The following is a 25,155-nucleotide window of genomic DNA, read 5'->3' on the forward strand; positions in this document are numbered from 1 at the left end:
GACTGATGACTAATGACTAATGACCAATGACTAATGACTAGTTGTGCAATTGATGTAACATTTCTGGCTGAATTTTCATATCTTGAGTGTGTGAGGCAAGATACTGCGCTGGGGATAGTTCCGCAGGGTTGACAGCAACTGCCTGATTGAGAGTTTCAGCACTGGCAATCTGCTGTTCTTGTACCCACTTTTCAAATGCTTCTGGTTTTTCTACTATTACTTGTGTCCTCATTGCACCGTGATAGGGCCCACACAGTTCCGCACAAACTACAGCATAACTGCCCTCTGTTTTCGGTGTAAACCGAACCTCTGTTTGCCGACCGGGGATCACATCTTGCTTGAGGCGGAATTCCGGAACCCAGAAAGCATGGATGACATCATTTGCGGACATATTTAGTTTCACTTCCCGTCCGATAGGAACGTGCAATTCACCAGAAGTTATGCCTGTGTCTGGGTAGGTGAAAATGAAGGCATACTGTAAACCTGTGACGTTAACCACAAGTTCGGGTGGTTTGCCTTGCTTTTCCCGACTAGCACCAATTGTAGGAGCAACACTGCCGACACCAGGGGCGTCCTGCTTCTGCGGAATTTGGTCAGCATTGCGGACTGCGGCAGTGGCTGGATCTTGCATCGCCTCATCAGATTTTTGCTGATTGAGGTTGAGTTGATCACTGGGAGGTGTATCGGTCAAAGTTGCTGCGATCGCTGCCCCTGGCATTTTCATCGCTTGGGGTGTTATGGGTGCGTCGTGAATGGCATGGGGATCAAAGCCGCCCATTTCATTGTAAACATCGAAACTGTAGACAGAGATACCGATGACAATAATCGCGGGGATCGCTGTCCAGAGAATTTCTAGTGGTACATTACCATGCACTGGCTGACCATCTGCGTTATCACCTGCACGTCGGCGATATTTAAAGGCGGTGTAGATTAAAACGCCTTCGACAATTAAAAATATACCCGTGGACACGGTCATCATTGCATTGAACAGAGCATCCACTAAAACAGCTTCATCGGAAGCTTGGGTAGGCAACAAGCCATGATTTTGACCATACCAGAGGCTGGCCAATGTCAGCACAATGCCGATAAGTAATGTCCAGATTGAACTTGGAATTTTCACGGTTGATAAAGTTAACGACTTTACTACTAGGACAGAACTGCTCACTTACTACGGTAGTCCAGCCTATAGGACATATAGTCCCAGAAGGTAAAATCATTATTAATTTTTAAGCTGATTTTTCGATCCTCAACAGAATGTATTGGTTAGATATGCCGAAGGATGGATGCCAATGACCAGAAAACTTTCCTAAAGCTAGAAGTATCTCCAGCAGTCTATTGCCTACAACTTGAAAAATACCTAAAGCTTAGGCACAAAGTAAAGAAGGTGCTTCACAGTATAAGTGAGAGCCGAACTTTTACCCCAGTTTCCATAAGCTAGGGTGGAGGTGTGGATTTTAGATTTTGCGAAAAGTTTGAGCTAGGGACTTCCGGCGTACTCTACCTTGAAGCCGAGAAAGCGGGCGTCTACAAAGCAGCGTCCCGGAGGGAACCTCAAAGCTTTTCAAGACGGATTTTGGATTTTGAAATGGTTTCAATTGCCCAGTTTCAATTATTTAAAAATCCTCCATCGATAATCCAAGATTCCCCAGCCTCAGAAGCTGGCCTGGATTAACTCTAAAATCTGCAATCTCAAATCTAAAATCAAGTAGCAAACGTTTGAATTTGGTGGCTCACGAAGAGCAACTCAAGGGTATCTTTCATGAGCGAATTTGTCCTAGAACAACAAAATGTAGCAGCAGTAGAACAGCAAAATCCCAAAGATCGAATTCGGCGCTGGGTATGGAGAATGTGTGTAGCCACCTTGATGTTAATGGCTATAGGCAGCGCTACCCGCGTCATGAATGCAGGATTGGCTTGTCCAGACTGGCCTTTATGCTATGGTGAACTAGTACCAACCAAGCAAATGAATTTCCAGGTGTTTCTGGAATGGTTTCATAGATTGGATGCAGCATTAATTGGAGTCAGCGCGATCGCACTTGTGGGTGTATCTTGGTGGAATCGTCGCTGTCTACCCAAGTGGCTACCTTGGGCATCCACATTCGCCCTGTTTTTAATTATCTTCCAAGGCGTGTTAGGTGGACTTACTGTTACGCAACTGTTGCGGTTTGATATTGTGACCGCTCACTTGGGAACAGCTTTGGTATTTTTCTCTACTTTACTAGCGATCGGTACTGCACTCACTCCCTACCAAGCTACCGGAACTGTTGGTAAGTTGCCTTGGGTAGGTTTAACCGCCACTATTTTGGTTTATGTCCAGAGTCTTCTCGGTGCTTTAGTCGGTTCTCGCTGGGCACTACACCAATGTTTTGCGGGTTATCAACTTTGTGATGTGATGTACAGCCACATTTTTGGCTTGATTCCGCCAACTGTGGCAATATTGACACTGGTTTTCACGGCTTGGCGTACACCAGCACTCCACCCAGCCCTACGCAAACTCGCAAATATGGCTGGCGGGTTATTGATTTTACAATTAATTGTGGGATTTGCCACTTTCAGGTTACATCTGCAAGTTGAGCCATTAACAGTATCTCACCAAGCTATAGGAGCGACCTTGCTAGGTATTTTAGTGGTGTTCACTGTTCTTTCTTTACGTGATTGGGGAACAACCCGCAGTATTAATGCTGAATCCAACACCGAGACTGCCAATCCAATTCCAAATTAAATCAGTTAACAGTTAACAGTTTTTGATCACTGATAACTGACAACTGATAACTGATACTCATGGCGGCAGCATACAAATTATTCAAGATTAAGGAAATAGTGCCAAGATGATTGAGACTAATGTCTCGAAGCAGCATGAATCGTTTTTACAGGTTCTGCAAAGTTACTACCAGCTAACCAAACCCAGGATTATCCCGTTACTCTTAATTACAACAGCTGGCAGTATGTGGATCGCAGCAAAGGGACAAGTAGACCCGATGCTATTGTTAGTCACTCTCTCTGGTGGCACTTTAGCTGCTGCTAGCGCCCAGACAATTAACTGTATTTATGACCGAGATATAGATTATGAGATGGAGCGTACCCGTCATCGTCCCATCCCTTCTGGTAGAATACAGTCGCGTGATGCTCTGATTTTTGCGATCGCTCTTGCTGTTATTTCCTTTAGCCTATTGTCAGTATTCGCCAACTTGCTAGCTGCCTTACTAGCAATGGCTGGTATAGGTTTTTATGTGTTAGTTTATACTCATTGGCTAAAGCGTCATAGCACCCTCAATATCGTCATTGGTGGGGCAGCAGGAGCAATTCCCACACTGGTAGGTTGGGCGGCTGTTACTGGTAATCTTAGCTGGACAGCATGGTTATTATTTACAATAGTCTTTTTGTGGACACCGCCCCACTTCTGGGCTTTAGCCTTGATGATTCGGGATGATTACGCAAAAGTTGGTGTACCAATGCTACCAGTAGTTGCAGGTAATCCAGCGACAGTGCGACAGATTTGGTGGTACACCCTGATCACAGTCGTAGCCACACTAATGCTAGTTTATCCCTTGCAGCAAACAGGATTAGTTTATGGTGCGATCGCGCTATATTTAGGCGGAGTATTCATTTACAAAGCTTGGCAATTGTTGCGTGATCCAAGCGATCGGAATTTAGCAAGAGGATTATTTCTCTATTCCATTTCTTACATGATGCTTTTGTGTTTGGGTATGGTAATTGATAGTCTTCCTCTTACCCATCATGCAGTTAATTTCGTACTTAGGCAGTTGCATTTGATGTGAGAGTTAACTGACTGGAATTAAACCGGGTTTTTCAAAAAACCCGGTTTTTTAAATTATTTAATAGCAGAAAGAGCGCGTCCACACACACCAGCAGCTATACCAGCCGAAGCTGTTAAAGAAGGTTGATTCTTAACAACACCAAGAATAGCTGCTAAGAAAAGAGCAAAAAAAGCACTCAACGCCATTTGACGTAAAATACTCATCTTGAATCCTCTAGCGAGATGTTAATAGGGCTGACACTAATACAATTATCCATTAATTTTGTTTATAAAAATAAAAATAAATTATACAAATTATTTTCGTTACCAGGTTCAACCTGGTAACGAGGGTTTGAGGGCTTCCCATCCTGGTACTACAAACTAGTGCAAGTTGTCAGTCTTTAGTCTTTGTAACAATCGTAGCACTTATAGCATTTGTATTTCTTTTTGTATTTGTCTTCGTCTTTGTCTTTGTCTTTAAATTTTTTGTCTTGACCACCAAAAATTTGACTAGAGTCAACAGATTCGATGTGATTCAAATCAAAAATAATCATGAGTTCCTCCTGGAAATTAATTCATGATAATTGCTGTGATTGCAAAGATATCTGAAAAGTGCAGGGCTACAATTTTTTAATACCAATTTTGATTAAACTTTGACTTCTTAGAAATCCTCTTAACCTCACTTACAAAATCATGTAAGCTATTGTCGTTACCAGGTTGAACCTGGTAACGAGGAGGTTTCGCATCCTGATATTACAAACTAGTGCAAGTTGTCAGTATTTAGTACTTGCAACAGCCGTAGTGTTTGTATCCTCTGCCTTTGTAACCGTAGTATCCTCCGTAGTATTTTTTACCTCCGTAGTATCTGCCTCCGTAGTGACCACCAATAATTTGACTAGAGTCAGCAGATTCGATGTGATTCAGATCAGAAATAATCATGAGTTCCTCCTGGAAATTAATTCATGGTAATTGCTGGGATTGTAAGGATATCTGAAAAGTGTAGGGCTGCAATTTCTTAGCATCAATTGCGATTAAAATTTGACTTCTTAGATATCCTCTCAGCCTCACTTACAAAATCAGGAGAGCGATAACCTTAGTACCCTAATTTAGGTATCTGTTATCGGACATTCATATGTCTAAAGGTATAACCTACATCTGTCAAAAGTAGTTCTCTATTTCTAATCTTTGGCTATGAAATATGTATATATTCTGGAAATTTTTAAATAAAAAATAAAGTTGTTGACTGTTTTTTTGAAATTAATTATGATGTCAAAACATGCATTAATTGGCGCAATATTTATAGTGTTAACCCAATTAATCATTAATTAATCATTTACGGCCAGTTGCGAAAATAGTCATATTTTCATACCAAACACCTTGTTCTGTTGCCATTGCTTCTATTTGTTGACGATACTCTGCTTGTAATTCTTGCATTTGCTCCGCAGAAAGCTGTAATAAGGGATTTTCTCTAGGGTGAAACCATAGTCCATTCCATTCTTGAGCTTGCTCAATACTACGGTAAAAACCAAATTGTTCGCTTTTGACTTTAATATCTTTAAAACCAGCTTCTTGGAGCAAATTTTGACACTTCTGGGGAGTTCCTGTTGGCTCATTAATGTTTGTCATTGTAATACCATGTTTGGCACAAACTTCAATGATGAGTGGTGCTTCACATGATTCTTGAGAGCAAGCAGAAAAGCCTACAATGCCACCTTGTTTCAGAAAACGATACCATTTGTGTAAAGCAGCAGGAATATCTGTAAAGTAAACGATTGCTGTAGAACAAAGAATGATATCAAAGCTTTCATCTTTAAAGTCGATATCTTCTGCATCTGCTTCTATTAACTCAATATTTTGCAAGCCTAATTCTTCAATTTTTTGTTGTGCTTGCTCAAGCATTCCTAAAGAAAAATCAACTCCAATTACTTTTCCTTCCGAGCCAATAATTTGGGCAGCAGCAATGGCAATTATACCCGTGCCAGTTGCTATATCTAATACTTTTTGTCCCTTTTGTAGGTGAACTAACTCTAGTAAAGGCAGAGTGCGACGAATGGTGTAATCGTTGTCGTAACTTGTTCTGCTGTTAAAGAAATCTATTACTTCTTGTTTGTATTGTTGTTCGTATTGCATATTGGTTGTAGTGCATAAAATTTTTGGGGAAAAAGCGAACACGGATGAACACAGATGCACACCGATAAAGTTGACTTTAGTGTTTTTCAACCTAGAGGGACGCAGAGTAGATAAAATCCAAATGAAAAATCCATCCGTGTGTATCGGTGTGCATCGGTGTTCGATTTATAAATATAAATTTTCTTGTGGTTTTAATATATAGCGGTTTGCAGTTAGGTGTAGCACAGGGAAAAAACGTAGACATGCTTATAAGCTTTCCATAGGATACATAGGTGAACGAAAACAAAAGAACACGGATAAACCCAGATGCACACCAATAAAGCTATAGTTCTACAAAAGTTTGATAGTTAGTTTTGTTACTTGATAATACAGGAGATTTGCTGGCGACTGGAACTAGATTACTACTTGCTTGAGTGGCTGAAATTTGTTGATTAGGCATCAGCTTGCTTGTATTTTAGCTAACGGCAGTATGTCACACATTTCTCTAGACAGAGGTTTCAATTCAATAGAAACTTTATCCTCGAATCTATATATGCAAAAGTTTATCAGCATATTTTGAGACTCCCGCCACGAACCAATGGGATTTTGTGGCAATGACCTTTACTAAAGCAAACACCGAACAAAGCGCGGGAGTGCTGTATATGGTAATGATTGAAGATTTAAAAAGAATTTCTGACACTATCTGGGAAATTCCAGTTTCCTACAAACAGGGAATGCGTGTTCCGGCGCGGATCTATGGAACAGAAAAATTAATTCAGCAATTGGACGACGCTGTTTATGACCAAGTTACTAATGTGGCTACACTTCCAGGCATAACTAAGTACGCTTTGTGTATGCCTGACGGACACTTTGGTTATGGTTTCCCGATTGGTGGTGTGGCGGCGATGGATGTAGAAGCAGGTGGTGTGATTTCTCCTGGTGGTATCGGTTTTGATATTAATTGTGGTATGCGCTTGATGGTAACAAATCTAACTTATGATCAAGTTAAACCATATATTAAAAAATTAGTAGATAGACTGTACGAAAGGGTTCCTGCTGGGGTAGGAAGCACTGGGTTTGTGAAACTTTCCCGCAATGAGTTTCGGAAAGTGGTGGAAGAAGGCACGCAATGGTGCATCCGTAATGGTTACGGTTGGGAAGAAGACTTGGAATTGGTAGAAGAAAACGGGTGTATTCAGGGTGCTGATGCTAGCAAAATCAGTGAAAAAGCGATTGATAGAGGTTTCAACCAAATCGGTACTTTGGGGTCTGGGAACCACTATTTGGAAATTCAAGTTGCTCGACCAGAGAATATTTATGACCAGGAATTAGCACGGAGTTTGGGAATTACTATTCCTAATCAAGTGGTGGTGATGTTTCACTGTGGAAGTCGGGGATTTGGTCATCAGGTAGCAACTGACTATCTGCAAACTTTCCTGAAGGTAATGGAAAGTAAGTACGGGATCAAAATTTTGGATCGAGAATTAGCTTGTGCGCCTTTTAACTCTCCTGAAGGTCAAGCTTATTTTGCGGCGATGAAATGCGGCATTAATATGTCGTTTGCTAATCGTCAAGTGATTTTGCACCGGATTCGGGAAGTGTTCTCGGAAATTTTAGGACGATCGCCCCAAAATTTAGGTATGCATATGGTTTATGATGTCGCTCACAATACCGCTAAACTAGAGCGTCATATTATTGATGGCCAAGAGCGATCGCTCCTTGTCCACCGTAAAGGTGCAACTCGTGCTTTTGCTCCTGGGATGGGAGATGTACCTGAGCGGTATAAAAATATTGGTCAGCCGGTGATTATTGGCGGCAGTATGGAAACTGGCTCTTATTTATTAGTAGGTGTACCCAGTGGCGACCAAACTTTCTTTAGCACAGCTCACGGTAGCGGACGGACGATGAGTCGAGCGAAAGCACGAAAAATCTATCGCGGCGAAAAACTTAAAAAAGAGATGGAAAGTCGGGGTATTTATGTCCGCAGTACCTCCTATTCAGGATTAGCAGAAGAAGCAGGTGGAGCCTACAAAGATATTGATGATGTCATTGAAGCGGCTGAGTTAGCAGGGATTAGCAAGCGGGTAGTCAGGTTAACACCGATTGGGAATATCAAGGGGTAATGCTAATTAAACCTAATGTGAATTTGAACTATGACAAATATTATCTTTTGGAAATCGAACACAGATAAACACAGATGTACACCGATAATTTATCTGTATTCGTCTGTGGTCGTTTCTACCATAAAACAGTTTTCTTGCAAGAATTCTATTAGTTAGTACAACTTAAACGTAAGTTCAGATTTTTGATTTTGGATTCTTATGGCAGTACGTACACCATTAACAGTAATTACCGGGCCGTTGGGAAGCGGCAAAACAACACTGCTGCGTCATATCCTTGACACTTTCCCCAAAAAGATTGCCATTTTGATGAACGAATTTGGCGAAATAGCGATCGATACCAAAATCATTCAAGGTAAAAACGTTCAAATGGCAGATTTGGGTGGTGGTTGTGTTTGCTGTTCGCTACTAGGTGAATTTGAAGCCGCCGTGAATGAAATCATAGATAATGTTGATCCCGATTACATCGTCGTGGAAACAACCGGAGTCGCAGAACCGGATGCTTTAGTTTTTGATATTCAAGAAAGTTTACACAGAGTAAGGCTGGATGGAGTGATTACAGTTATTGATGCCGATGCCATGATTAAATATCCCTCCATTGGTCACACAACGCGAATTCAAATTGAAGCTGCGGACACTATTCTTTTAAACAAGGTTGATTTAGTTTCTGAAACTGAATTGCAAACAATTGAGAGAAAGTTAAATTCTATTAATGGAACTGCTGCGATTGTACATACTGTACGGGGTAAAGTAGATGCAGAGTTGCTATTTGGTATAAGTCACGAAAAAGTACAAGCACCACCACACCACGTCCATCAACCAGAATTTGAATCATTTAGTTATAACTCTTCTGCTAATTTTAATCGCCAGTGCTTTGAAGAATTTGCTGATAGTTTAGGAACTGAAATTTATCGCGCCAAAGGATTTATCAAGTTTTTAGAAGGCGTTTATTTGTTTAATTTTGTAGCTGGACGTTGGGAATTAGAGTTATTTCCACAAACAGCAACGGAATTAGTTTTTATTGGTAAAGACTTAAGATTGATTAAATCAGAAATTATCAATAGATTAAAATTATGTGAACAATGAAATACTACTTTTGTATATAAATAATATTGAATAAACTGTAGAGAACATAGAGAACACAGAGAAAATTAAGATTGAGAAATTTATGCGTTACGAATTTTTGGAAGATATTGCCACTGCTGATACTGCCTTTTGTGCTTGGGGAGAAGATTTGCAAAAGCTTTTTAAAGCAGCAGGTAATGCCACAATTAATACTATGATTGAAAATTTGGATTCGATAGAACCAAAAGAAACGCGAAATATCAGCTTGGATAATGATGAATTAGATCTCTTACTATTTAATTTTCTGCAAGAACTAATTTATTACAAAGACAGCGAACAACTTTTGTTACGAACACAGCAAATTAATTTTGAGGAGAAAGACGGTAACTATCACCTGAGTGCTGTACTCCAAGGAGAAAAACTTGACCCTCAACGCCATCAACAGTTAGTAGATGTGAAAGCTGTCACTTTACATCAGTTTCAAGTAGAAAAAATCAGTGATGGTTGGAGGGCAATGGTGATTCTTGATATTTAGTTTAAACTTTGAGATGAAGACTAAAGATCACACAGCTTTGAACCAAAATTAGAGAGCGATCGCTAGATAAAATGCTAACTGCATAACGCAAATAATGAATTGCTTGAGGATCGAACTTTTAGTCAAACTCTGCGCCCCATTGCGTTCTCCTTTGCGATCCTTTGCATTTCAAAACACCAGGTCGCATTTGCTAGTGTAGTAATACAAGCATAATTACCGTTTCTAAAAATTAACAGGTTTAATATGGCTCATTTAAATCTGCGTCGCCCTCAAAATGTCAGTGGCGATTTTTATGTCGATACCACTTGTATCGACTGTGACACTTGCCGTTGGATGGCTCCGGAGGTATTTATTGAAGCTGAGGGCATGTCGGCAGTTTATCATCAACCAACAAACAACAAAGAAAGATTAAAAGCATTGCAAGCACTTTTATCTTGTCCTACTAGTTCAATTGGTACTGTTGATAAGCCTCAAGATATCAAAATTGTTCAGCTAAGCTTTCCGATTCCTGTAGAAGAAAATGTCTATGATTGTGGCTACCATTCGGAAAAATCCTATGGTGGAGCTGGCTACTTTATTCAACGATCAGAAGGTAATGTTTTAATAGATTCTCCTCGCTTTACACCGCCTTTAGTCAAGCGTTTAGAAGAAATGGGGGGAATACGTTATATGTACCTAACTCACATGGATGATGTAGCAGATCATCAAAAGTATGCAGAGCATTTTGGCTGTCAACGTATTTTGCACAAAGATGATATCAATCAGGATACTCGTGATGTCGAAATTCAATTGGCTGGTTCGGAACCTTTTCAGCTTGCTCCTGATTTATTGATTATCCCAGTTCCCGGTCACAGTAAAGGACATACTGTGCTGCTTTACAAACATAAATTTCTCTTTACTGGAGATCATCTCGCTTGGGATGATGAACTTCAGCAGCTAATAGCCTTCCGTAATTATTGTTGGTACTCTTGGTCAGAACTAATTCAGTCTATGCGGAAGTTGGCTAATTATACTTTTGAGTGGGTGCTTCCAGGTCATGGTCGGAGGTATCACACAGATGCAGAAACTATGAAAGAGCAAATGCAAAAGTGTATTGCGTGGATGGAAACTCAATAAGCTAGTTTGAATTTTGTAACCTCAGTCAAGAAATCGGGTTTTAATTCTATGATTAAAACCCGGTTTTTGTGTAAACATCCTCACTTCATCACTAGATAATTCTACAAACAACAATCTATTTCCGGAATTTCATGATGAAAGTTAGTAGTTATTGTGTAGTTGCTTGCCGAATTAATATATGGAACCATTATCCATTAGAGCGATCGCATGATTATTATTAGCAGGACTTAGACAAAAATAAAGCCCTCAGCAACCACCAGCCCAAGTTATCCATTTATGGGACAAACCAGTGTGCATAATTACCCCACTCATTTCTCTTTCAGTTATGGTTGCTCCGGTTATATTAACACCATTGAGTTCTGCTTCATTCAAGTTTGTTTCAATCAGATTTGCTTGATTAAGATTAGCTCCGCTTAAATCCGCACCACTCAATTCTGCTTCACTCAAATTTGCCTTCGTTAAGTTAGCTCTAATTAAATTTGCACCTCGCAAATCTGCACGACTTAAATTAGTTCCCTCGAGGTTAGCATTAATTAAGTCTGCTCCAATCAAGTTGATCTCGCTCAAATTTGCACCGTTCAAATCTGCTCTGGTTAAATCTGCATCCGTCAGATTTGCTCGACTAAAGTTACACCCGCTTAAATTAGCTTGGCTGAGATCTGCTCCACTCAAATCTGCTCCACAAAAATTTGCCCCACTCAAATCTACTTCACGAAGGTTTACTTTATGGAGATTTATACCGACAAAATCCCGTTCTCCTGTTTCATATCGGCTTAGGAGCATATTAAAGTCCATATTATCCACCTCGCAATATTTACAAGTGAGCAAGTTGAGCTTTGAGTTTCACTCCATCCAAACCACACAAGTATTGAGTTGATAGCAACTGAAATTCTTGTTGCTATATCTTGTTCTATTATTTTGCTTGAGTTTTTCGCTCATGACACACTTGCTTAATGGAAATATGCATACCATTTTACAAATTAGTTAACAGTTGACAGTTAACAGTGAACAATAAGCCATTAGATTTAATAACTGATAACTTTCCCCTCCTACTTCATAATTCATAATTTATAATTCATGATTCTTAAAATTTCAAAATATCAATTAGCTTTTGCTTAATTACCTCACTCACGATTTGATTTCCTTGTAGATTGAGATGGATGTGGTCGTGATATAGAGTTTTTGGGTTTTTGGTAGTATTGAATTTCGGTAGAAAATCTATATATGCAATTTGCTGGGTTTTGGTAAATTCACTAAGACGTTGACGTGCTTTAACTTCATAATCGCGAGAACCTGGTGAGCCAATTTCGCGCAATAAGGGAGTCATGACAAGTAGAAATTGGCTATTGCTTTGACGCGTTAATGCTTGAATTTTCCCAATAGCTTCCAAATTTCTACCAACGCGATCGCCACCTTCTTTATGTATTGCTGCTAATTCTGGTATTGGCTGGGGCTTAAAAATATAATTTCGCAACACCTCCACTAATGCTAAAGGGGGTTTGCGATCTGGATAGTTGCGATCGCGTCCCACTGGTAAAGATGTCGGAGCAGTAGCAAATAAATCATCTGTATTAATTATTAATACTACTACCTGAGCATTAAAACTACCAAATTTCTCTAAATATGCTAATTCATTTCTGGGTCCCCAAGAATTAGCTGAAGCATTTAATACTTGAATTTGTTGGTAATTACTAGGATTTGTTGCTCTTAAAGAACCTTGAATCAGGCTAGAAATAGTATTATTCTGAGCTGTCCACCAACCACCGTTAGCAATTGAATCTCCTAACAACAATACCCGCAGCGTAGAAGAAGGCGTCTGTTCGATTGCTTCACTTCGCATAGAGTATTGATTAATTTCAATGCGATTGCCATAACGACGGGTGCGCTGGTTGGGAGCTAGTAAATAGCCAATTTGCTCGTCCGCAATGTAAGTTAAGGGATTGCCAAAACCAAAAAGCGATCGCATCGCTATTTCTATAGCCACAAACAAACCTAACACCAAAGTTAAAATAATTACTAATGTTTCTTTCACCTGTAAATGCCTTAGAAATGAATTAGTACAGTGCTGATGTTTATTATTTGGCAGAAATAACCATGTTTTAGCAACAAACAACAATGTGATTATTGTTATAACTTATACTTTTTAGTTTTAAATATTAAGTAAATTTTTGTATAAAAATTCCTAGTATTTCTTTTGATATAAGTAATATTGGTGATGCTAAATTTACAAAGCTTAAACAAAATATTAGTTAAGAATCTCATATCAGTTGCAAACGGAAAGATTACAATCGAGACGGGAAAACCAGACCTGTAATATAAGGAGGATTACAAAGCCATGTCCGATTTAAATCGAGGAATTATGAAATTTGATGGAGCAGACTCCCCGAAAGTAGTCACTATTTCCACCGTAGTACTTTTGGGAGCGATCGCAGGTCTGATTATTTGGGCACTACAAGCAGCCTATGCAGTAAATTAATTTCAGTAGCGGCACAAGAATTAGGCCAATAGAGTATATTTATTCAGCTAAATCAATTTAATTTTTTCCTTAGAGTCTTAGTGTCTTAGTGAGTCCACTTGCCGTCTTGGACGCCAGGTGACGCCTCTTTCTTTATGCCGGGAAAGGAGTCCACCGCAGTGGCTCCGGTTTCCGTCACCTAGATGCGGAGCGACTTCCCGTAAGGGTTGGCAAAGTGGCGAACCCGAAGGGTGTTAGTGACTACATTTTTGAACCACCAAGACAGTAAGACACAAAGTGGAATATCCATTTGTACAACTGACAACTTGAATAGTTATTCGGTTCTATCCCTTGGGTAACACTCGCCTCGCCAACGAAAGCTATAAGTCTTCACTTTGCAATTATTTACGGCTGTTGGGGGGCGTTTTTTGTTTATGATCTTTAAAATCCTCTGCCTTCTAGCTTGAAAGCAACCTCACCCCTTTCCCCTCTCCTTGGTAAAAAGAGGCGTGTCCTCTCTTGACGGGGTGAGGTTTTTCATGCATGGCAGTGAAACTAGTTTCATCGTGACTACCCTCTGCCTCCTACCCCCTGCCTTCATGAAGTATTAAGAAAAAGTCCTGACATATACTAAAATTTTGACATTTGAGATTTTAGATTTGAAGAGGAATCTAAAATCCAAAATCCAAAATGCTTGAACTCTGGGGTGTCTTAGTTATTGTTGTTGTCTGCCCATTACTGGGTGCATTACCGTTAATTGCCTGGATTACGCAAACTCTGACAGGGCGGCAATTGGCGGAAGTCGGTACCGGCAATATAGGAGTATCGGCTGCTTTTTACCACGGTGGCACATTTGTAGGAATTTTGGCAGTTTTATCTGAAGCTGCCAAGGGAATTGCTGCTGTTTTGATTGCTCGTGCTTATTTCCCAGATGGTTCGGCTTGGGAATTGGTAGCTTTAATTGCTCTGGTTATGGGCAGATACTGCATGGGTAGAGGTGCAGGTACTACAAACGTTGTCTGGGGATTTACAGTACATGATCCACTCGCAGCAGGATTTATATTTTTAGTGACAGGTGTCAGCTTTACGATTTTGCGCGATCGCCGATTAGCAAAATACGTAGTTCTGATTATGGTTCCGATCATTGTGGGAATTTTGCATATGGAAGATTCATTCATGATCATCGCTGCTGCTGGGTTAGCTGCTTTACTAGCCTGGATTTATAAACAAATACCTGATGACTTGAATCTTCCACCTCAAGATGCAAAACCCGATTCCCAAGCAGTATTGCAATTTTTACGCGGCGATCAAAGTATTCTTTCCCTAGACGATGAATTAGATGCTGCAATTGTGGGGAATAAGGCAGCAAAATTATCTCAAATCAAGCGCTGGGGTTATCCTGTGCCTAAGGGATGGGTATTAATGCCTTATGAAGATCCCCAACAGTTGATTAACTTCTTGCAACCATCAGAATTATGTCCTTTGGTGGTACGTTCTTCAGCGATTGGTGAAGACTCAGAACAAGCTTCTGGTGCAGGACAGTACGAAACTGTTTTAAATGTTACCACCAAAGAAGGTTTGGAAAATGCGATCGCTAAAGTCCAAGCTTCCTACAACGAACCCCTAGCAGTTCAATACCGACGCGATCGCAATGTTACAGATACAGCGATCGCAGTACTAGTTCAGCAACAAGTCCAATCAGTGTATTCTGGCGTGGCCTTTAGTCGCGATCCGATGACGCAAGAACAGGATGCAGTTGTAATTGAAGCTTTACCAGGAAGCGCTGTTCAAGTTGTATCTGGACGGGTGACACCAGAACAATATCGTGCTTTTGTTGTCGATACAGAAAATTTGGCACTGATTCAACTGGAAGGACAAGGACGAGTACCAGCAGCATTAATTAAACAAGTAGCATACTTAGCTCGACGTCTAGAAGACCGTTATCACGGCGTTCCTCAAGATATTGAATGGAGTTACGACGGCCAAACTCTGTGGGTACTGCAAACTCGTCCAATTAGTACCTTATTGCCAATCTGGACACGCAAAATCGCCGCCGAAGTTATTCCTGGGTTAATTCGCCCTTTAACATGGTCGATTAATCGTCCTTTAACTTGTGGTGTGTGGGGAGCAATTTTTGCTCTTGTCTTGGGTGAAAAAGCTGTGGGATTAAATTTTAATGAAACAGCGACATTGCATTATTCTCATGCTTATTTTAATGCCACTCTCTTAGGACAGATATTCCGGCGTATGGGACTACCGCCAGAAAGTCTCGAGTTTTTAACGAGGGGAGAAAAATTAAGCAAACCACCGTTAAACTCTACCTGGGAAAATTTGCCCGGACTGCTGCGGTTGTTAATGCGGGAGGTATGGTTAGAGAGGGAGTTCAAGCGGGATTATCGTAAGCATTTTGCCCCTGGTTTATCGCGCTTGTCTTCAGAATCACCTGAGGAACTAGATCCGCCACAACTGCTAGCAAGAATTGACTATATTTTAGATTTGCTGCACCATGCCACCTTCTACAGTATTATGGCTCCCTTGAGTGCAGCCATGCGCCAAGCTATATTTAAAGTCAAAGATAGCAAATTAGATAACAGTCTCACACCAGAAGTAGCAGCATTGCGATCGCTGCAACAATTAGCCGCCAAAGCCAAGCAGCAATTCCCACGCTTCAAGCCAAATACTGTGTTTGAGGAGATGTCCCAGTCTGAGTCAGGACAAGCTATTCTGGCTGAGTTTGACCAATTGCTGCAACGTTATGGTTATTTAAGTGAAGTAGGGACTGATATTGCTGTTCCTACTTGGAAGGAAGAACCCCAAGCAGTCAAGCAGTTATTGTTGCAGTTCATGCAGGGAAATGAACCGCCTCAACGTCAACAACGCCAAGTGAAGAGAAACAAAGGTTTCGTCCAACAGCGTGTGAATTTGAAAGGGCGAGTCACAGAAGTTTATTCTCAATTATTAGCTCATTTGCGGTGGTCGTTTGTGGCATTGGCACAGATTTGGGTGAACTCAAATTTGTTGAGCGAAACTGGAGATATCTTTTTTTTGGAATTTGCAGAAATTCGGCGTTTGATTGAGGGGATTGACACAGATTTGGTTGAGCAGTTACCTGAGATTATTAAATTGAGGCGATCGCAACTTGCAGAACACGCTCAAATCAATCCAGTGCCACTGTTAGTTTACGGCAATACAGCTCCGGCTTTACCTGTGCGAATTGCTCCTCTGTCTGCCGATCACACATTACAAGGTATCCCCGCCAGTCCCGGACAAGCAGTAGGAAGGGTGAAGGTGTTGCGAAATTTACAATCAATTCCAGACATTGACAAGGAAATAATTTTAGTAGTTCCTTATACAGATTCTGGTTGGGCTCCTCTACTAGTGAGAGCAGGAGGATTGATTTCCGAAGCTGGTGGTAGGCTTTCCCACGGAGCTATCTTAGCTCGTGAGTATGGCATCCCAGCAATTATGGATGTACGTAATGCTACTTGGATTTTACAGGATGGTCAAAAAGTACGCATTGATGGTACTAGGGGTATTGTGGAAATATCTAACGACCTCAGACCAGAATGAAAATTGTATCCCTGAACGAAATACCACAAGAGCCTGTTTCTCATAACCTGGAAATTAAGAAACAAGTAATGTTGCGGCTTGGTGAATTACCTGGTTTAACCAACTTTTCCCAAGCACGTTTTGCCCCCGGACAAACAGCCTCAGCACACGCACACAATGATATGTGTGAAGTATTTTTTGTTGAGGCTGGTACAGGGATCATCCGCATCAACAATCAAGAATATTCCTTATTACCAGGAACTTGTGTAGCTGTAGAAGCAACAGAAATACACGAAATAATCAACAATGGTACGACGGAATTAGTTCTTACTTACTTTGGGTTACGAGCCTAGAGGGAGATTCAGTTTCAGCTGTCTGAAGAGTGTGAAGTATCGGGTGGATTGAGTGACCATCTACTGGTTTTTGAACTGGGGAATGTGACACGCCAAGTTTTCCGCATCGGTGGGCAAGAGTATGACGGATCTCTATTGCAAGGGGAGCTACTTCTGATTCCGGCTAAAGCTCCTTTTTTTGGAGCTTGTGAAACAACTGATGAAGTTTTGGCATTGATCATCGATCCAACTTTTCTAAGTCGAATGTCGTTGGAAGCAAATTGCCCTCACTCTGAGCAAGTTGAACTTCTTAGTGTTATAAAAACACGCGATTTGCAAATAGGATTTGTTGTCCAGTCTATTCACACTGAAATCCAGCAAACTAGATGGGGAAGCAGATTGTATTTAGATTCTTTAGCAAACTTGTTAGCAATTCATCTGCTTAGAAATTATACTTCACGCCCTCTCAAGTTACACAAGTATGAGGCAGGATTGGGTGAAGTCAGGCTTAAACGGGTACTGGAATATATCAATACCCATCTTGAACAAGATATTGATTTAGCGGATCTCGCTGAAATAGCAGACTTTAGCCAATGCTACTTTGCTAGTCTCTTTAAGCAGTCAATGGGGATAACTCCTTGGCAATATGTAGCAGCAGCGAGTTGAACGCGCAAAGAAGTTGTTAAAACAGCGCAATAATTCAATTTCAGAGATTGCATTCCAGTGCGGCTTCAACAGTCAGAGCCACTTTACACAGCAATTTCGTAAAATAACAGGAGTCACACCTAAGACTTATCGAGATTGTTGAAGTTTGAAGCTTGAGTGTTGAGTTTTAAAGCTTGGTTATTGAGTCTTGAAGCTTGGTTATTGAGTTTTAAAGCTTGGTTGTTGAGTTTTAAAGCTTGGTCGTTGAGTCTTGAAGCTTGGTTGTTGAGTCTTGAAGCTTGGTTGTTGAGTTTTAAAGCTTTGGCGTTGAGGCTTAAAGCTGTTCCCTGTTCCCTTTTTACAACTGATTGTTGTTAGTCTAGAAAACAGTTGTACTCAGTACAGCAATTTTGATCCGAAAGAGGGGAACTATGCCACATACGATTGTTACAGACGTCTGTGAAGGTGTTGCAGATTGCGTAGATGCCTGTCCAGTTGCTTGTATCCATGATGGGCCAGGCAAAAATATCAAAGGTACTGATTGGTTCTGGATTGACTTCGCTACTTGTATTGACTGCGGCATATGTATCCAAGTTTGCCCAGTAGAAGGTGCGATCGTCCCAGAAGAAAGACCTGAGTTGCAAAAAACGCCAATGTAGTCAATAGTCAATAGTCAAGAGTCAATAGTTATTTTTGACTTGACTATTGACTAAATATTATTAACCACCAACCACCAACCACTAATGTACAGACGCGATGTTCCTCGCGTCTCTACCCACCAACCACTAACCACTAACTACTAACTAATGACTACTGACTACTTACTAGAAGTTAATAATGTCCATGCTGGATATATTAAAGATGTTGATATTCTACAAGGTGTAAATTTCTGCGTTTCTCCTGGGGAATTAGTGACGGTGATTGGCCCCAACGGTGCAGGTAAATCGACTTTAGCAAAAACCATTTTTGGGTTGTTGACACCCCATACAGGCAAAATCACTTTTAAAGGAGAAAACATCACCGGATTAAAATCGAACCAAATCGTGCAGCGAGGGATGTGTTACGTACCGCAAATCGCCAATGTTTTTCCTTCCTTAACAGTAGAAGAAAATTTAGAAATGGGCGCTTTTGTTCGTGATGTTTCTCTTCAACCACTCAAAGACAAAATATTTGCCATGTTTCCCAGGCTACGCGATCGCCGTCGTCAACGTGCTGGTACACTCTCCGGTGGCGAACGTCAGATGTTAGCAATGGGCAAAGCCTTGATGTTAGAACCCAGTCTACTGCTTTTAGATGAGCCTTCCGCCGCCCTATCTCCGATTTTAGTCACTCAGGTATTTGAACAAATTCAAGAAATTAACCGGGGAGGTACAGCTATAGTTTTAGTAGAACAAAACGCTCGCAAAGCCTTAGAAATGGCCCACCGGGGTTGCGTACTCGAATCTGGACGCGATGCAATTACAGGCCCTGGTCAAGAATTATTGAATGACCCTAAAGTAGGGGAACTGTATTTAGGAGCAGGTAAAAGACATTAAGGAACTATTTATAAAGTAAATCTTAATTAGTAAATATTAAGTAGAGTGCCATAGCTTCAGCCTAACGCACCCTACAGTCATAAAACTTAGTTATTGATTTTTGATTAGATATTAATTATTCCAAACAACCAATAACTAATAACTAACAACTAACAACAAATTCCTAATGTTTTCCCTTATCAACTTCTCCCTCAAATGGTTGTACACCTGTTTCTGGATAATTGTCATCTCTAGGAGCAAAAATTCTTACAAATCCACCGTATATGTAATGAACAACTTTTTGAGGAATTTCTATAATTCGTTGCCAAATTCCACCTTTATTTGTTTTGTTAGTCATAGAATCTTCTCCTGAATTTTTAAAAAACTTTTAATGAATCTCTCAAGATTTTTTTAATTAGTGCCAACTTCAGCAGCAGTAGCACGAGTTCGAGACTTGTAATAGTTGTCTCTACTTTCAGAGTAGGAAAAGAATATGAGGAACTTGTGAAGATGTTCAAAATTTACGAATGATAAATTATGAATAAGAAATTATGAATTATGAATGCTATATAATTTTTACAGGTTCCAACCCAAAGCTGACGCTACCTGAGGAGCTAACTCTAAAGGATTAAACGGTTTAGCGATCGCTGCCTTGATACCCAACTGAGCATAACGGCGACGATCAGAAGCTTGGATCTTTGCAGTTAATAAAATTACCGGAATCGCTTTAGTTATTTGATTTTCTTTTAGTTTCTCAAAAGTAGTCAGTCCATCCATATCTGGCATCATCACATCTAACAGAATTGCATCTGGTTGATAGTTCTCAGCTTTGCTGATACCTTCTTTCCCAGAACCTGCTGTCAACACTTGCCACCCTGCAACTGTTTCTAAACAAACCTTCGCAACTTCTTGAATATATTCTTCATTATCAATTACTAACACTTTCTTACTTTTCATCCTGCGAATAATCCCTAAAATAACTCTGCGTACCTTTGCGCTAACTCCGCGATCCTCTGCGTTAAAAACACCCAAGCATTGGATACTATTCCATAGATATAGAAGTACAATTATTCTGACTTCTTAACTCCGAATTTGATTGTGTAATTTGGTGCAATAATTGCATCACTCGATGTTCAAATTCTTGGGGTGTGACTTGTCCTTTTTCCAAAAATTCTGTATGTCCTAGCTTCAGTCGTTCTCTCTCAGACTCTTGCAATTGTTTGGCCGAATAAATCATCAGAGGAATCTTGCAAAGTTGGTTGTGTTGCTGTAGCCATTCTACAACCGTAAATCCATCACCTTCAGGCAAAATTAAATCCAGAATTAGCAAATCAGGCTTCACTTTTTGGCTGAGACAAATTGCTTCTTTACCTGTTTTGGCATGAACAATATTGATATCATAAAGTTTAAACAGAGTTTGCAAAACTTCTGCTAAATCGGGATCATCCTCAACCAACAACACACGGATTTGTTTAGGAGAATTTGTTAGTGCTTGTCGTAACGACTCAAATAATAAGCTTTCTTCTAAAGGCTTACTGACCCAATTAACAAAATCTTGATTGGGTTTGTTGTTATGGCTGGGTGTACAAACACTGCAAATAATAACAGGAATATCTTGAGTATCAACCCTTTGTTTGAGAATTGTCATTGTTTCCCAGCCATTCATACCAGGCATGAGTAAATCTAGTAAAATCACATCTGGATGGCTTGAAGACGCAGCCGCGATCGCTTCTTCTCCATTAGCGACTGTAACTACCCGATAGTGGCGTTTTTCCAGAAGATTTTGTAACTCGCTGCGAATATTAGGATCATCATCACAGACTAACACCAAAGGTACACGATCACTGTCTCGGTATTCTAATTCATGAATGTGAGAATCCGGCAATATAGGTAGTGTCAAGTAAAAAGTACTACCCTCACCTAGCTGACTATCTACCCAAATTTGACCACCATGTTGCTGGACAATACTTTTACAAATCGCTAAACCCAAACCAGTACCTTCATGATTGCGGGAATCCGAAGAATCCACCTGTTGAAAGCGCTCAAAAATACTCTCTAATTTATCAGATGGAATACCGCGCCCGGTGTCACGGACTTTGAACAAGATATGGTAATTAGGAAAGTGGGGTGGTGGAGTGAAGTCTTCTCTACTCACCAACTCTGCGCTGAACCAAACTGTAGAACCAGCAGTAGAAAATTTGATGGCATTACTGAGTAAGTTGGTCAGGGTTTGTAAAATCCGATCAGGATCTGCCCATAGCTGTTGAGATAAGCTAGAAACCGAGAGAGTTACCTTGGCTTTATCAGCTAGAGGTTGCATGACATTTATTGCTTCGGCGATCAAATTAGCAACATTGCAGGTTTGTTTTTCCATCTTGACTTTACCTGATTCAATGCGCTCGATATCAAGGATGTCGTTGATCAGCCTAACAAGACGTTCGGTACTATCCACAGCAATTTGTAATAAGCGTTTCCCCTGTTCTGAGTCTGGTTTGATTAAACCACTCGCTAACATTCCTAACGAACCATGAATCGAAGTTAAGGGCGTGCGAAGTTCGTGACTGACAACAGAAACAAATTCATCTTTCATCCGTTCTACTTGCTTGCGATCGCTTACATCTTGCAAGTAAACCGTATACACTATTTCTTGACCCAGTTTTAACTTAGAAATAGAAGCCTCTGCGGGAAATTCTGTTCCATCTTGGCGCCGTCCGTAAATTTCCCGACGTTCTCCCATCCTCCGGGCAACTTTTGTAGACTTACCAAAGTCTGATACATACTGCCGATGTGCTTGAGTATATTGTGATGGGAGCAATATATCTAGAGGTTGTCCTAACACTTCTTGGCTAGTGTAACCAAAAATTTTCTCTGCTCCTTGGTTAAACAGAGTAATCTTTTGACTACTATCTATAGAAATAATTGCATCATCTGCGATCGACACTATACCAGCAAACCTTGCTTCGGAGTTACGCAGTTCTTCTTGGGCGCGTTGGCGTTCGTTGAGTTCAGACTGGAGTTGTTGATTAATTCTAGTAAGCTGGGCTGTACGTTCTGCTACTCGCAGTTCTAATTCATCCTTCGCTTGGCGCAATTCTTGTTCTATTGTCGCTTGTTGGCACAGGCGAGTGTTGAGTTTCGTCTGTGCTTGTGTGTTTTCTCCTTGATAAATTTCTCGCATCCGCCGTAGGCTAACCCGTTCTAGGCGATTGACAATCCTAGTCACAAGTTCTGGCCCAACTATGGGTTTGCTCACAAAGTCATCTGCACCAACTGCAAAAACCTGATTAACAATACCAGCATCGTTATGAACCGTGAGAAATAAGATTGGTAATTCACTCCATTGGGGAGCATTGCGTACTACTTGGCAAATTTCTATACCATTTATTCCTGGCATTTCTATATCAAGAATTAGTAAATCTGGCGTAACTGTTTCCAGAGTTTCCCAAAAATGCAGGGTATTTTCCAAATATGTCACCTTGATTCCCCAAGGCATTAGTAATTTTTGTAACAAAGCACCTATTTTTGGATCATCGTCTACAGCTAGTATGTGTGCTTCTGCGTGGGGAGACTCTTGCAACACTTGATTGACTGCTTCTAACACTTGGTTAGCAGACATCGGCTTGGATAAAAAGGTGTGTCCACCATTGCGAGCAGCCTGTAAACGATCGCTAAAGTCACTGTCTTGAGTCAAAACTATTACTGGTACAGGGGGTTTGCGTTGGTGCAATTCTGCTAGTAGGCTAAAACTGTCTTCATGATCTGAAGAAACATCCGGGTCTAGCAGAACAATACTAGGATGGTTTTGATACAGTATAGTTCTGGCAGTTGCAGTATCAGTAGCGATCGCGACCTGTAAATTTTTATTAGTAGCCTCCTGTTGAATTTGTGCGGTGAAAGTGCGATCGCAATCTACCACCAACAACAAAGGCTGCTCATCTTCACAATGAAGTGTAAGTTCTGCATCTTGGTTACTACCTGCAATTTCCTGACGTAATTGCTGTACCCAACTCAGTAACTGAGTAGTGTCATTTTCACTTAGAGTTTTATTAGCTTTTAGCAAATGCTCAATTCTACGTGCTAGTTGGGAACCAACACCAAAACCAAAAGTACCCAATGAGCCAGCAAGGGTATGTGCCTCTTGAAGAGCCTGTTTTTTGAGCTTTTGATTTAATCTTTTAGATTTTGCATCCTCAGCAGCTTGCTCAAGCAATCCTACTTGTTCTTTTACCCTAGCTTTATATTTATTCCAGACTCCAGTCACAACCGCAAGTGTCTGTTGCCGAGAAGACGGAACAATAGACATGGTTTCGGAAGACCCAGAAAATATGTCCTCCTTATGTCCTCCTTGTCCTCCTATCCCCGCCTCTTCCCTACGTGGTTTCAATCGATAACCAATACCATAGACTGTTTCAATTAGATCCCCAGGCGCACCGACGGCTTTTAATTTGTGCCGTAATCCTTTGATATGGGTACGAACAGCCTCTTCTCCTGGTATATCCTCATAAGACCAGAGATGCTCTAAAATCATGCCACAGCTAAAAACTCGGCGACTATTTCGCAAAAATAGCTCTAGCAAGGCATATTCCTTGGGAGTTAATGGCAGCAATTCGCCAGCATAAGTAACTTCGCAACTAGTAGGATCAAGCCGTAAATTAACCCATTCTAAAACTGGTTGCGATATTGCTCCTCCGCGACGTAACAATGCTCTGATCCGAGCAACTAATTCTTCTTCATCAAAGGGCTTGACGAGGTAGTCATCTGCGCCAGCATCTAAACCAATTGCCTTTTCATGACTGCTATCGCAACCCGTCAATAACAGAATTGGCATTTGCAAACCATGCGCTCTAATTTGCCGACACAGGGTGATACCGTCTATCTCCGGCAAGATCACGTCTAAGAGAATTAGATCATAATCAAAAGTTTGTATCAAATCCCAAGCTGCTTGGCCACTAAAGGCTTCTTCCACAGCATAATTGTAATTAGTAAGGACAGCAGCAAGTACATGGGCAACAAGCTCATCATCCTCGACAATTAATATCTTCATTGTAAAGAATTAAATTATATTAATGAAAACAAAAATGTATGGATGTAAATAATTAAAATTTAAGTCCAAAAATAGGCGTCAATGTGATCTTAAAAAAGATATCAAAAAGAGTTAATCTCGCTTTACAAAAGTCTAATGTAGTTTATATTTTTAAATAAAAATGCTTAACTTATATTTATTTTGTGCAAGCGACTTGTCGGATAATATTTTTTGCTAATCTACAAGTACATGTTGTTCGTTTCTTAACGAATACCTAAAACCATGTGGCTGAACGAAATCCCCCAATCCTCCGTTCGCGGGAAGAAGTTCTGTACGCTTCCTACACTCCTTACACCCCCATCTCCTCACTTTCTTGCAGAGATTCAGTAATTACTACACTGCTGAAAGGTTCTATATTAAATTAATATTTCTTTATAAATAAGTATTTAATATCAAGCAACTTACATTCTCGAGTTGTTTATTTGTTTTTTCATTGTTGATGCAGGTTATTAAAAAGCATGAAAAGAAGTCAAAATCAATGTTCAGTAATGCAAAAATAATATAGTGTAGGAGTAATTACTTATTTAGTAATTAACTATTTATAGCTAATAGATTTACAAAAAAATTGAAGTTCATCCGGAACTACATAATTATTTCTGTACCAACAAATGCTTTTTAGAGTCAGTTTCAGTCCATCTCTGTTTATTGAAACTTAAAAATATCATCACTAAACCTACTACAGGATCGCGGGAATAAACCGACAACTGGAAAGAGGTCAAAACCTTAGAAGAAAGGGATTTTGGCTTTTTTATAGACGTAAATACGTAGCGTCTGTAAAGACATTTAACTGACTAGGTAGCAGTATTCCCTTAGGCATAGGAGTGGGGTTGAGTGTACATTCGGTAATTGAGATTTAAAAATTTAACTTCTAGACG

23 protein-coding genes are annotated in these 25,155 nt (G+C 40.4%); 14 read left to right on the plus strand and 9 right to left on the minus strand.

The annotated features are described in order from the left end of the window. Window positions 1-37 precede the first annotated feature (37 nt). Window positions 38-1,120 carry a cytochrome c oxidase subunit II gene (locus RS893_RS27260; RefSeq protein WP_315788714.1) on the minus strand — a complete coding sequence of 361 codons (1,083 nt, stop codon included), beginning with the start codon at window positions 1,118-1,120 and terminating at the stop codon, window positions 38-40. Between the two features lie 639 nt (window positions 1,121-1,759). Here RS893_RS27260 and RS893_RS27265 point away from each other — a divergent pair. Next, the gene (locus RS893_RS27265; RefSeq protein WP_315788715.1) at window positions 1,760-2,722 is read left to right on the plus strand and encodes a heme A synthase; all 963 of its coding nucleotides are present in this window, start codon (window positions 1,760-1,762) and stop codon (window positions 2,720-2,722) included. 106 nt (window positions 2,723-2,828) lie between these two features. Continuing rightward, window positions 2,829-3,779, plus strand: a complete 951-nt coding sequence (locus RS893_RS27270) for a heme o synthase (RefSeq protein ID WP_315788716.1) — start codon at window positions 2,829-2,831, stop codon at window positions 3,777-3,779. 53 nt (window positions 3,780-3,832) lie between these two features. On the opposite strand, the gene RS893_RS27275 is transcribed toward RS893_RS27270, so the two are convergent. The 3 genes from RS893_RS27275 to RS893_RS27285 form a co-directional block, all read right to left on the minus strand. Beyond that, window positions 3,833-3,982: a hypothetical protein gene (locus RS893_RS27275; protein WP_009455060.1), complete on the minus strand. Its 150-nt coding sequence runs from the start codon at window positions 3,980-3,982 to the stop codon at window positions 3,833-3,835. A 555-nt stretch (window positions 3,983-4,537) separates the two neighbouring features. Next, window positions 4,538-4,696, minus strand: coding sequence for a hypothetical protein (locus RS893_RS27280; protein ID WP_315788717.1), 159 nt, complete (start codon window positions 4,694-4,696; stop codon window positions 4,538-4,540). 390 nt (window positions 4,697-5,086) lie between these two features. Beyond that, window positions 5,087-5,887 carry a class I SAM-dependent methyltransferase gene (locus tag RS893_RS27285; protein ID WP_315788718.1) on the minus strand — a complete coding sequence of 267 codons (801 nt, stop codon included), beginning with the start codon at window positions 5,885-5,887 and terminating at the stop codon, window positions 5,087-5,089. A 641-nt stretch (window positions 5,888-6,528) separates the two neighbouring features. On the opposite strand from RS893_RS27285, the gene RS893_RS27290 reads away from it, so the two are divergent. The 4 genes from RS893_RS27290 (at window position 6,529) to RS893_RS27305 (ending at window position 10,702) form a co-directional block, all read left to right on the plus strand. After that, a complete protein-coding gene (locus RS893_RS27290) occupies window positions 6,529-7,989 on the plus strand; it encodes an RtcB family protein (RefSeq protein WP_315792117.1) in 1,461 nt (486 codons plus the stop codon). Between the two features lie 198 nt (window positions 7,990-8,187). Continuing rightward, a complete protein-coding gene (locus RS893_RS27295; RefSeq protein WP_315788719.1) occupies window positions 8,188-9,072 on the plus strand; it encodes a GTP-binding protein in 885 nt (294 codons plus the stop codon). An 82-nt stretch (window positions 9,073-9,154) separates the two neighbouring features. Then, window positions 9,155-9,586 carry an archease gene (locus RS893_RS27300; protein WP_315788720.1) on the plus strand — a complete coding sequence of 144 codons (432 nt, stop codon included), beginning with the start codon at window positions 9,155-9,157 and terminating at the stop codon, window positions 9,584-9,586. Between the two features lie 243 nt (window positions 9,587-9,829). Next, complete coding sequence (locus RS893_RS27305; protein WP_315788721.1) at window positions 9,830-10,702, plus strand: MBL fold metallo-hydrolase; 873 nt, start codon at window positions 9,830-9,832, stop codon at window positions 10,700-10,702. 246 nt (window positions 10,703-10,948) lie between these two features. Here RS893_RS27305 and RS893_RS27310 read toward each other — a convergent pair whose 3' ends face one another. Next, complete coding sequence (locus RS893_RS27310) at window positions 10,949-11,497, minus strand: pentapeptide repeat-containing protein (protein WP_315788722.1); 549 nt, start codon at window positions 11,495-11,497, stop codon at window positions 10,949-10,951. Between the two features lie 289 nt (window positions 11,498-11,786). Next, entirely contained in the window at window positions 11,787-12,734 is a 948-nt protein-coding gene (locus RS893_RS27315) for an SGNH/GDSL hydrolase family protein (RefSeq protein WP_315788723.1), read from the minus strand. Window positions 12,735-13,037: 303 nt separating this feature from the next. On the opposite strand from RS893_RS27315, the gene RS893_RS27320 reads away from it, so the two are divergent. The 8 genes from RS893_RS27320 to RS893_RS27355 all read left to right on the plus strand — a co-directional run bounded on the left by RS893_RS27320 (window position 13,038) and on the right by RS893_RS27355 (window position 19,218). After that, window positions 13,038-13,178: a hypothetical protein gene (locus RS893_RS27320; RefSeq protein ID WP_315788724.1), complete on the plus strand. Its 141-nt coding sequence runs from the start codon at window positions 13,038-13,040 to the stop codon at window positions 13,176-13,178. 669 nt (window positions 13,179-13,847) lie between these two features. Further along, entirely contained in the window at window positions 13,848-16,727 is a 2,880-nt protein-coding gene (locus RS893_RS27325) for a glycerol-3-phosphate acyltransferase (RefSeq protein ID WP_315788725.1), read from the plus strand. Continuing rightward, window positions 16,724-17,059, plus strand: a complete 336-nt coding sequence (locus RS893_RS27330) for a cupin domain-containing protein (RefSeq protein WP_315788726.1) — start codon at window positions 16,724-16,726, stop codon at window positions 17,057-17,059. Before RS893_RS27325 ends, RS893_RS27330 begins: the two co-directional genes overlap by 4 nt. 48 nt (window positions 17,060-17,107) lie before the next feature. Next, entirely contained in the window at window positions 17,108-17,704 is a 597-nt protein-coding gene (locus RS893_RS27335) for an AraC family transcriptional regulator (protein WP_315788727.1), read from the plus strand. A gap of 13 nt (window positions 17,705-17,717) precedes the next feature. Continuing rightward, entirely contained in the window at window positions 17,718-17,846 is a 129-nt protein-coding gene (locus RS893_RS27340) for an AraC family transcriptional regulator (protein WP_315788728.1), read from the plus strand. A gap of 17 nt (window positions 17,847-17,863) precedes the next feature. After that, complete coding sequence (locus tag RS893_RS27345) at window positions 17,864-18,061, plus strand: hypothetical protein (RefSeq protein WP_315788729.1); 198 nt, start codon at window positions 17,864-17,866, stop codon at window positions 18,059-18,061. 53 nt (window positions 18,062-18,114) lie between these two features. Beyond that, window positions 18,115-18,342 (plus strand): indolepyruvate ferredoxin oxidoreductase subunit alpha, encoded by a 228-nt coding sequence (locus tag RS893_RS27350; RefSeq protein WP_315788730.1) that lies wholly within the window; start codon window positions 18,115-18,117, stop codon window positions 18,340-18,342. Window positions 18,343-18,489: 147 nt separating this feature from the next. Continuing rightward, the gene (locus RS893_RS27355) at window positions 18,490-19,218 is read left to right on the plus strand and encodes an ABC transporter ATP-binding protein (protein WP_315788731.1); all 729 of its coding nucleotides are present in this window, start codon (window positions 18,490-18,492) and stop codon (window positions 19,216-19,218) included. Between the two features lie 163 nt (window positions 19,219-19,381). Here RS893_RS27355 and RS893_RS27360 read toward each other — a convergent pair whose 3' ends face one another. The 3 genes from RS893_RS27360 to RS893_RS27370 all read right to left on the minus strand — a co-directional run bounded on the left by RS893_RS27360 (window position 19,382) and on the right by RS893_RS27370 (window position 24,241). Further along, window positions 19,382-19,555 (minus strand): hypothetical protein, encoded by a 174-nt coding sequence (locus RS893_RS27360; RefSeq protein WP_315788732.1) that lies wholly within the window; start codon window positions 19,553-19,555, stop codon window positions 19,382-19,384. A 218-nt stretch (window positions 19,556-19,773) separates the two neighbouring features. Next, window positions 19,774-20,154, minus strand: a complete 381-nt coding sequence (locus tag RS893_RS27365) for a response regulator (RefSeq protein ID WP_009455093.1) — start codon at window positions 20,152-20,154, stop codon at window positions 19,774-19,776. Window positions 20,155-20,239: 85 nt separating this feature from the next. Continuing rightward, window positions 20,240-24,241 (minus strand): response regulator, encoded by a 4,002-nt coding sequence (locus RS893_RS27370; protein ID WP_315788733.1) that lies wholly within the window; start codon window positions 24,239-24,241, stop codon window positions 20,240-20,242. Window positions 24,242-25,155 lie beyond the last annotated feature (914 nt).

Source organism: Fischerella sp. JS2 (assembly GCF_032393985.1).
Classification (GTDB): domain Bacteria; phylum Cyanobacteriota; class Cyanobacteriia; order Cyanobacteriales; family Nostocaceae; genus Fischerella.

Coding starts and splice junctions, on each gene's coding strand:
- RS893_RS27355 (WP_315788731.1), top strand. CDS start 18,490: ATGACTACTGACTACTTACTAGAAGTTAATAATGTCCATGCTGGATAT.
- RS893_RS27350 (WP_315788730.1), top strand. CDS start 18,115: ATGCCACATACGATTGTTACAGACGTCTGTGAAGGTGTTGCAGATTGC.
- RS893_RS27320 (WP_315788724.1), top strand. CDS start 13,038: ATGTCCGATTTAAATCGAGGAATTATGAAATTTGATGGAGCAGACTCC.
- RS893_RS27285 (WP_315788718.1), bottom strand. CDS start 5,887: ATGCAATACGAACAACAATACAAACAAGAAGTAATAGATTTCTTTAAC.
- RS893_RS27365 (WP_009455093.1), bottom strand. CDS start 20,154: ATGAAAAGTAAGAAAGTGTTAGTAATTGATAATGAAGAATATATTCAA.
- RS893_RS27300 (WP_315788720.1), top strand. CDS start 9,155: ATGCGTTACGAATTTTTGGAAGATATTGCCACTGCTGATACTGCCTTT.
- RS893_RS27305 (WP_315788721.1), top strand. CDS start 9,830: ATGGCTCATTTAAATCTGCGTCGCCCTCAAAATGTCAGTGGCGATTTT.
- RS893_RS27325 (WP_315788725.1), top strand. CDS start 13,848: ATGCTTGAACTCTGGGGTGTCTTAGTTATTGTTGTTGTCTGCCCATTA.
- RS893_RS27270 (WP_315788716.1), top strand. CDS start 2,829: ATGATTGAGACTAATGTCTCGAAGCAGCATGAATCGTTTTTACAGGTT.
- RS893_RS27370 (WP_315788733.1), bottom strand. CDS start 24,241: ATGAAGATATTAATTGTCGAGGATGATGAGCTTGTTGCCCATGTACTT.
- RS893_RS27275 (WP_009455060.1), bottom strand. CDS start 3,982: ATGAGTATTTTACGTCAAATGGCGTTGAGTGCTTTTTTTGCTCTTTTC.
- RS893_RS27265 (WP_315788715.1), top strand. CDS start 1,760: ATGAGCGAATTTGTCCTAGAACAACAAAATGTAGCAGCAGTAGAACAG.
- RS893_RS27360 (WP_315788732.1), bottom strand. CDS start 19,555: ATGACTAACAAAACAAATAAAGGTGGAATTTGGCAACGAATTATAGAA.
- RS893_RS27310 (WP_315788722.1), bottom strand. CDS start 11,497: ATGGACTTTAATATGCTCCTAAGCCGATATGAAACAGGAGAACGGGAT.
- RS893_RS27280 (WP_315788717.1), bottom strand. CDS start 4,696: ATGATTATTTCTGATCTGAATCACATCGAATCTGCTGACTCTAGTCAA.
- RS893_RS27330 (WP_315788726.1), top strand. CDS start 16,724: ATGAAAATTGTATCCCTGAACGAAATACCACAAGAGCCTGTTTCTCAT.
- RS893_RS27295 (WP_315788719.1), top strand. CDS start 8,188: ATGGCAGTACGTACACCATTAACAGTAATTACCGGGCCGTTGGGAAGC.
- RS893_RS27290 (WP_315792117.1), top strand. CDS start 6,529: ATGGTAATGATTGAAGATTTAAAAAGAATTTCTGACACTATCTGGGAA.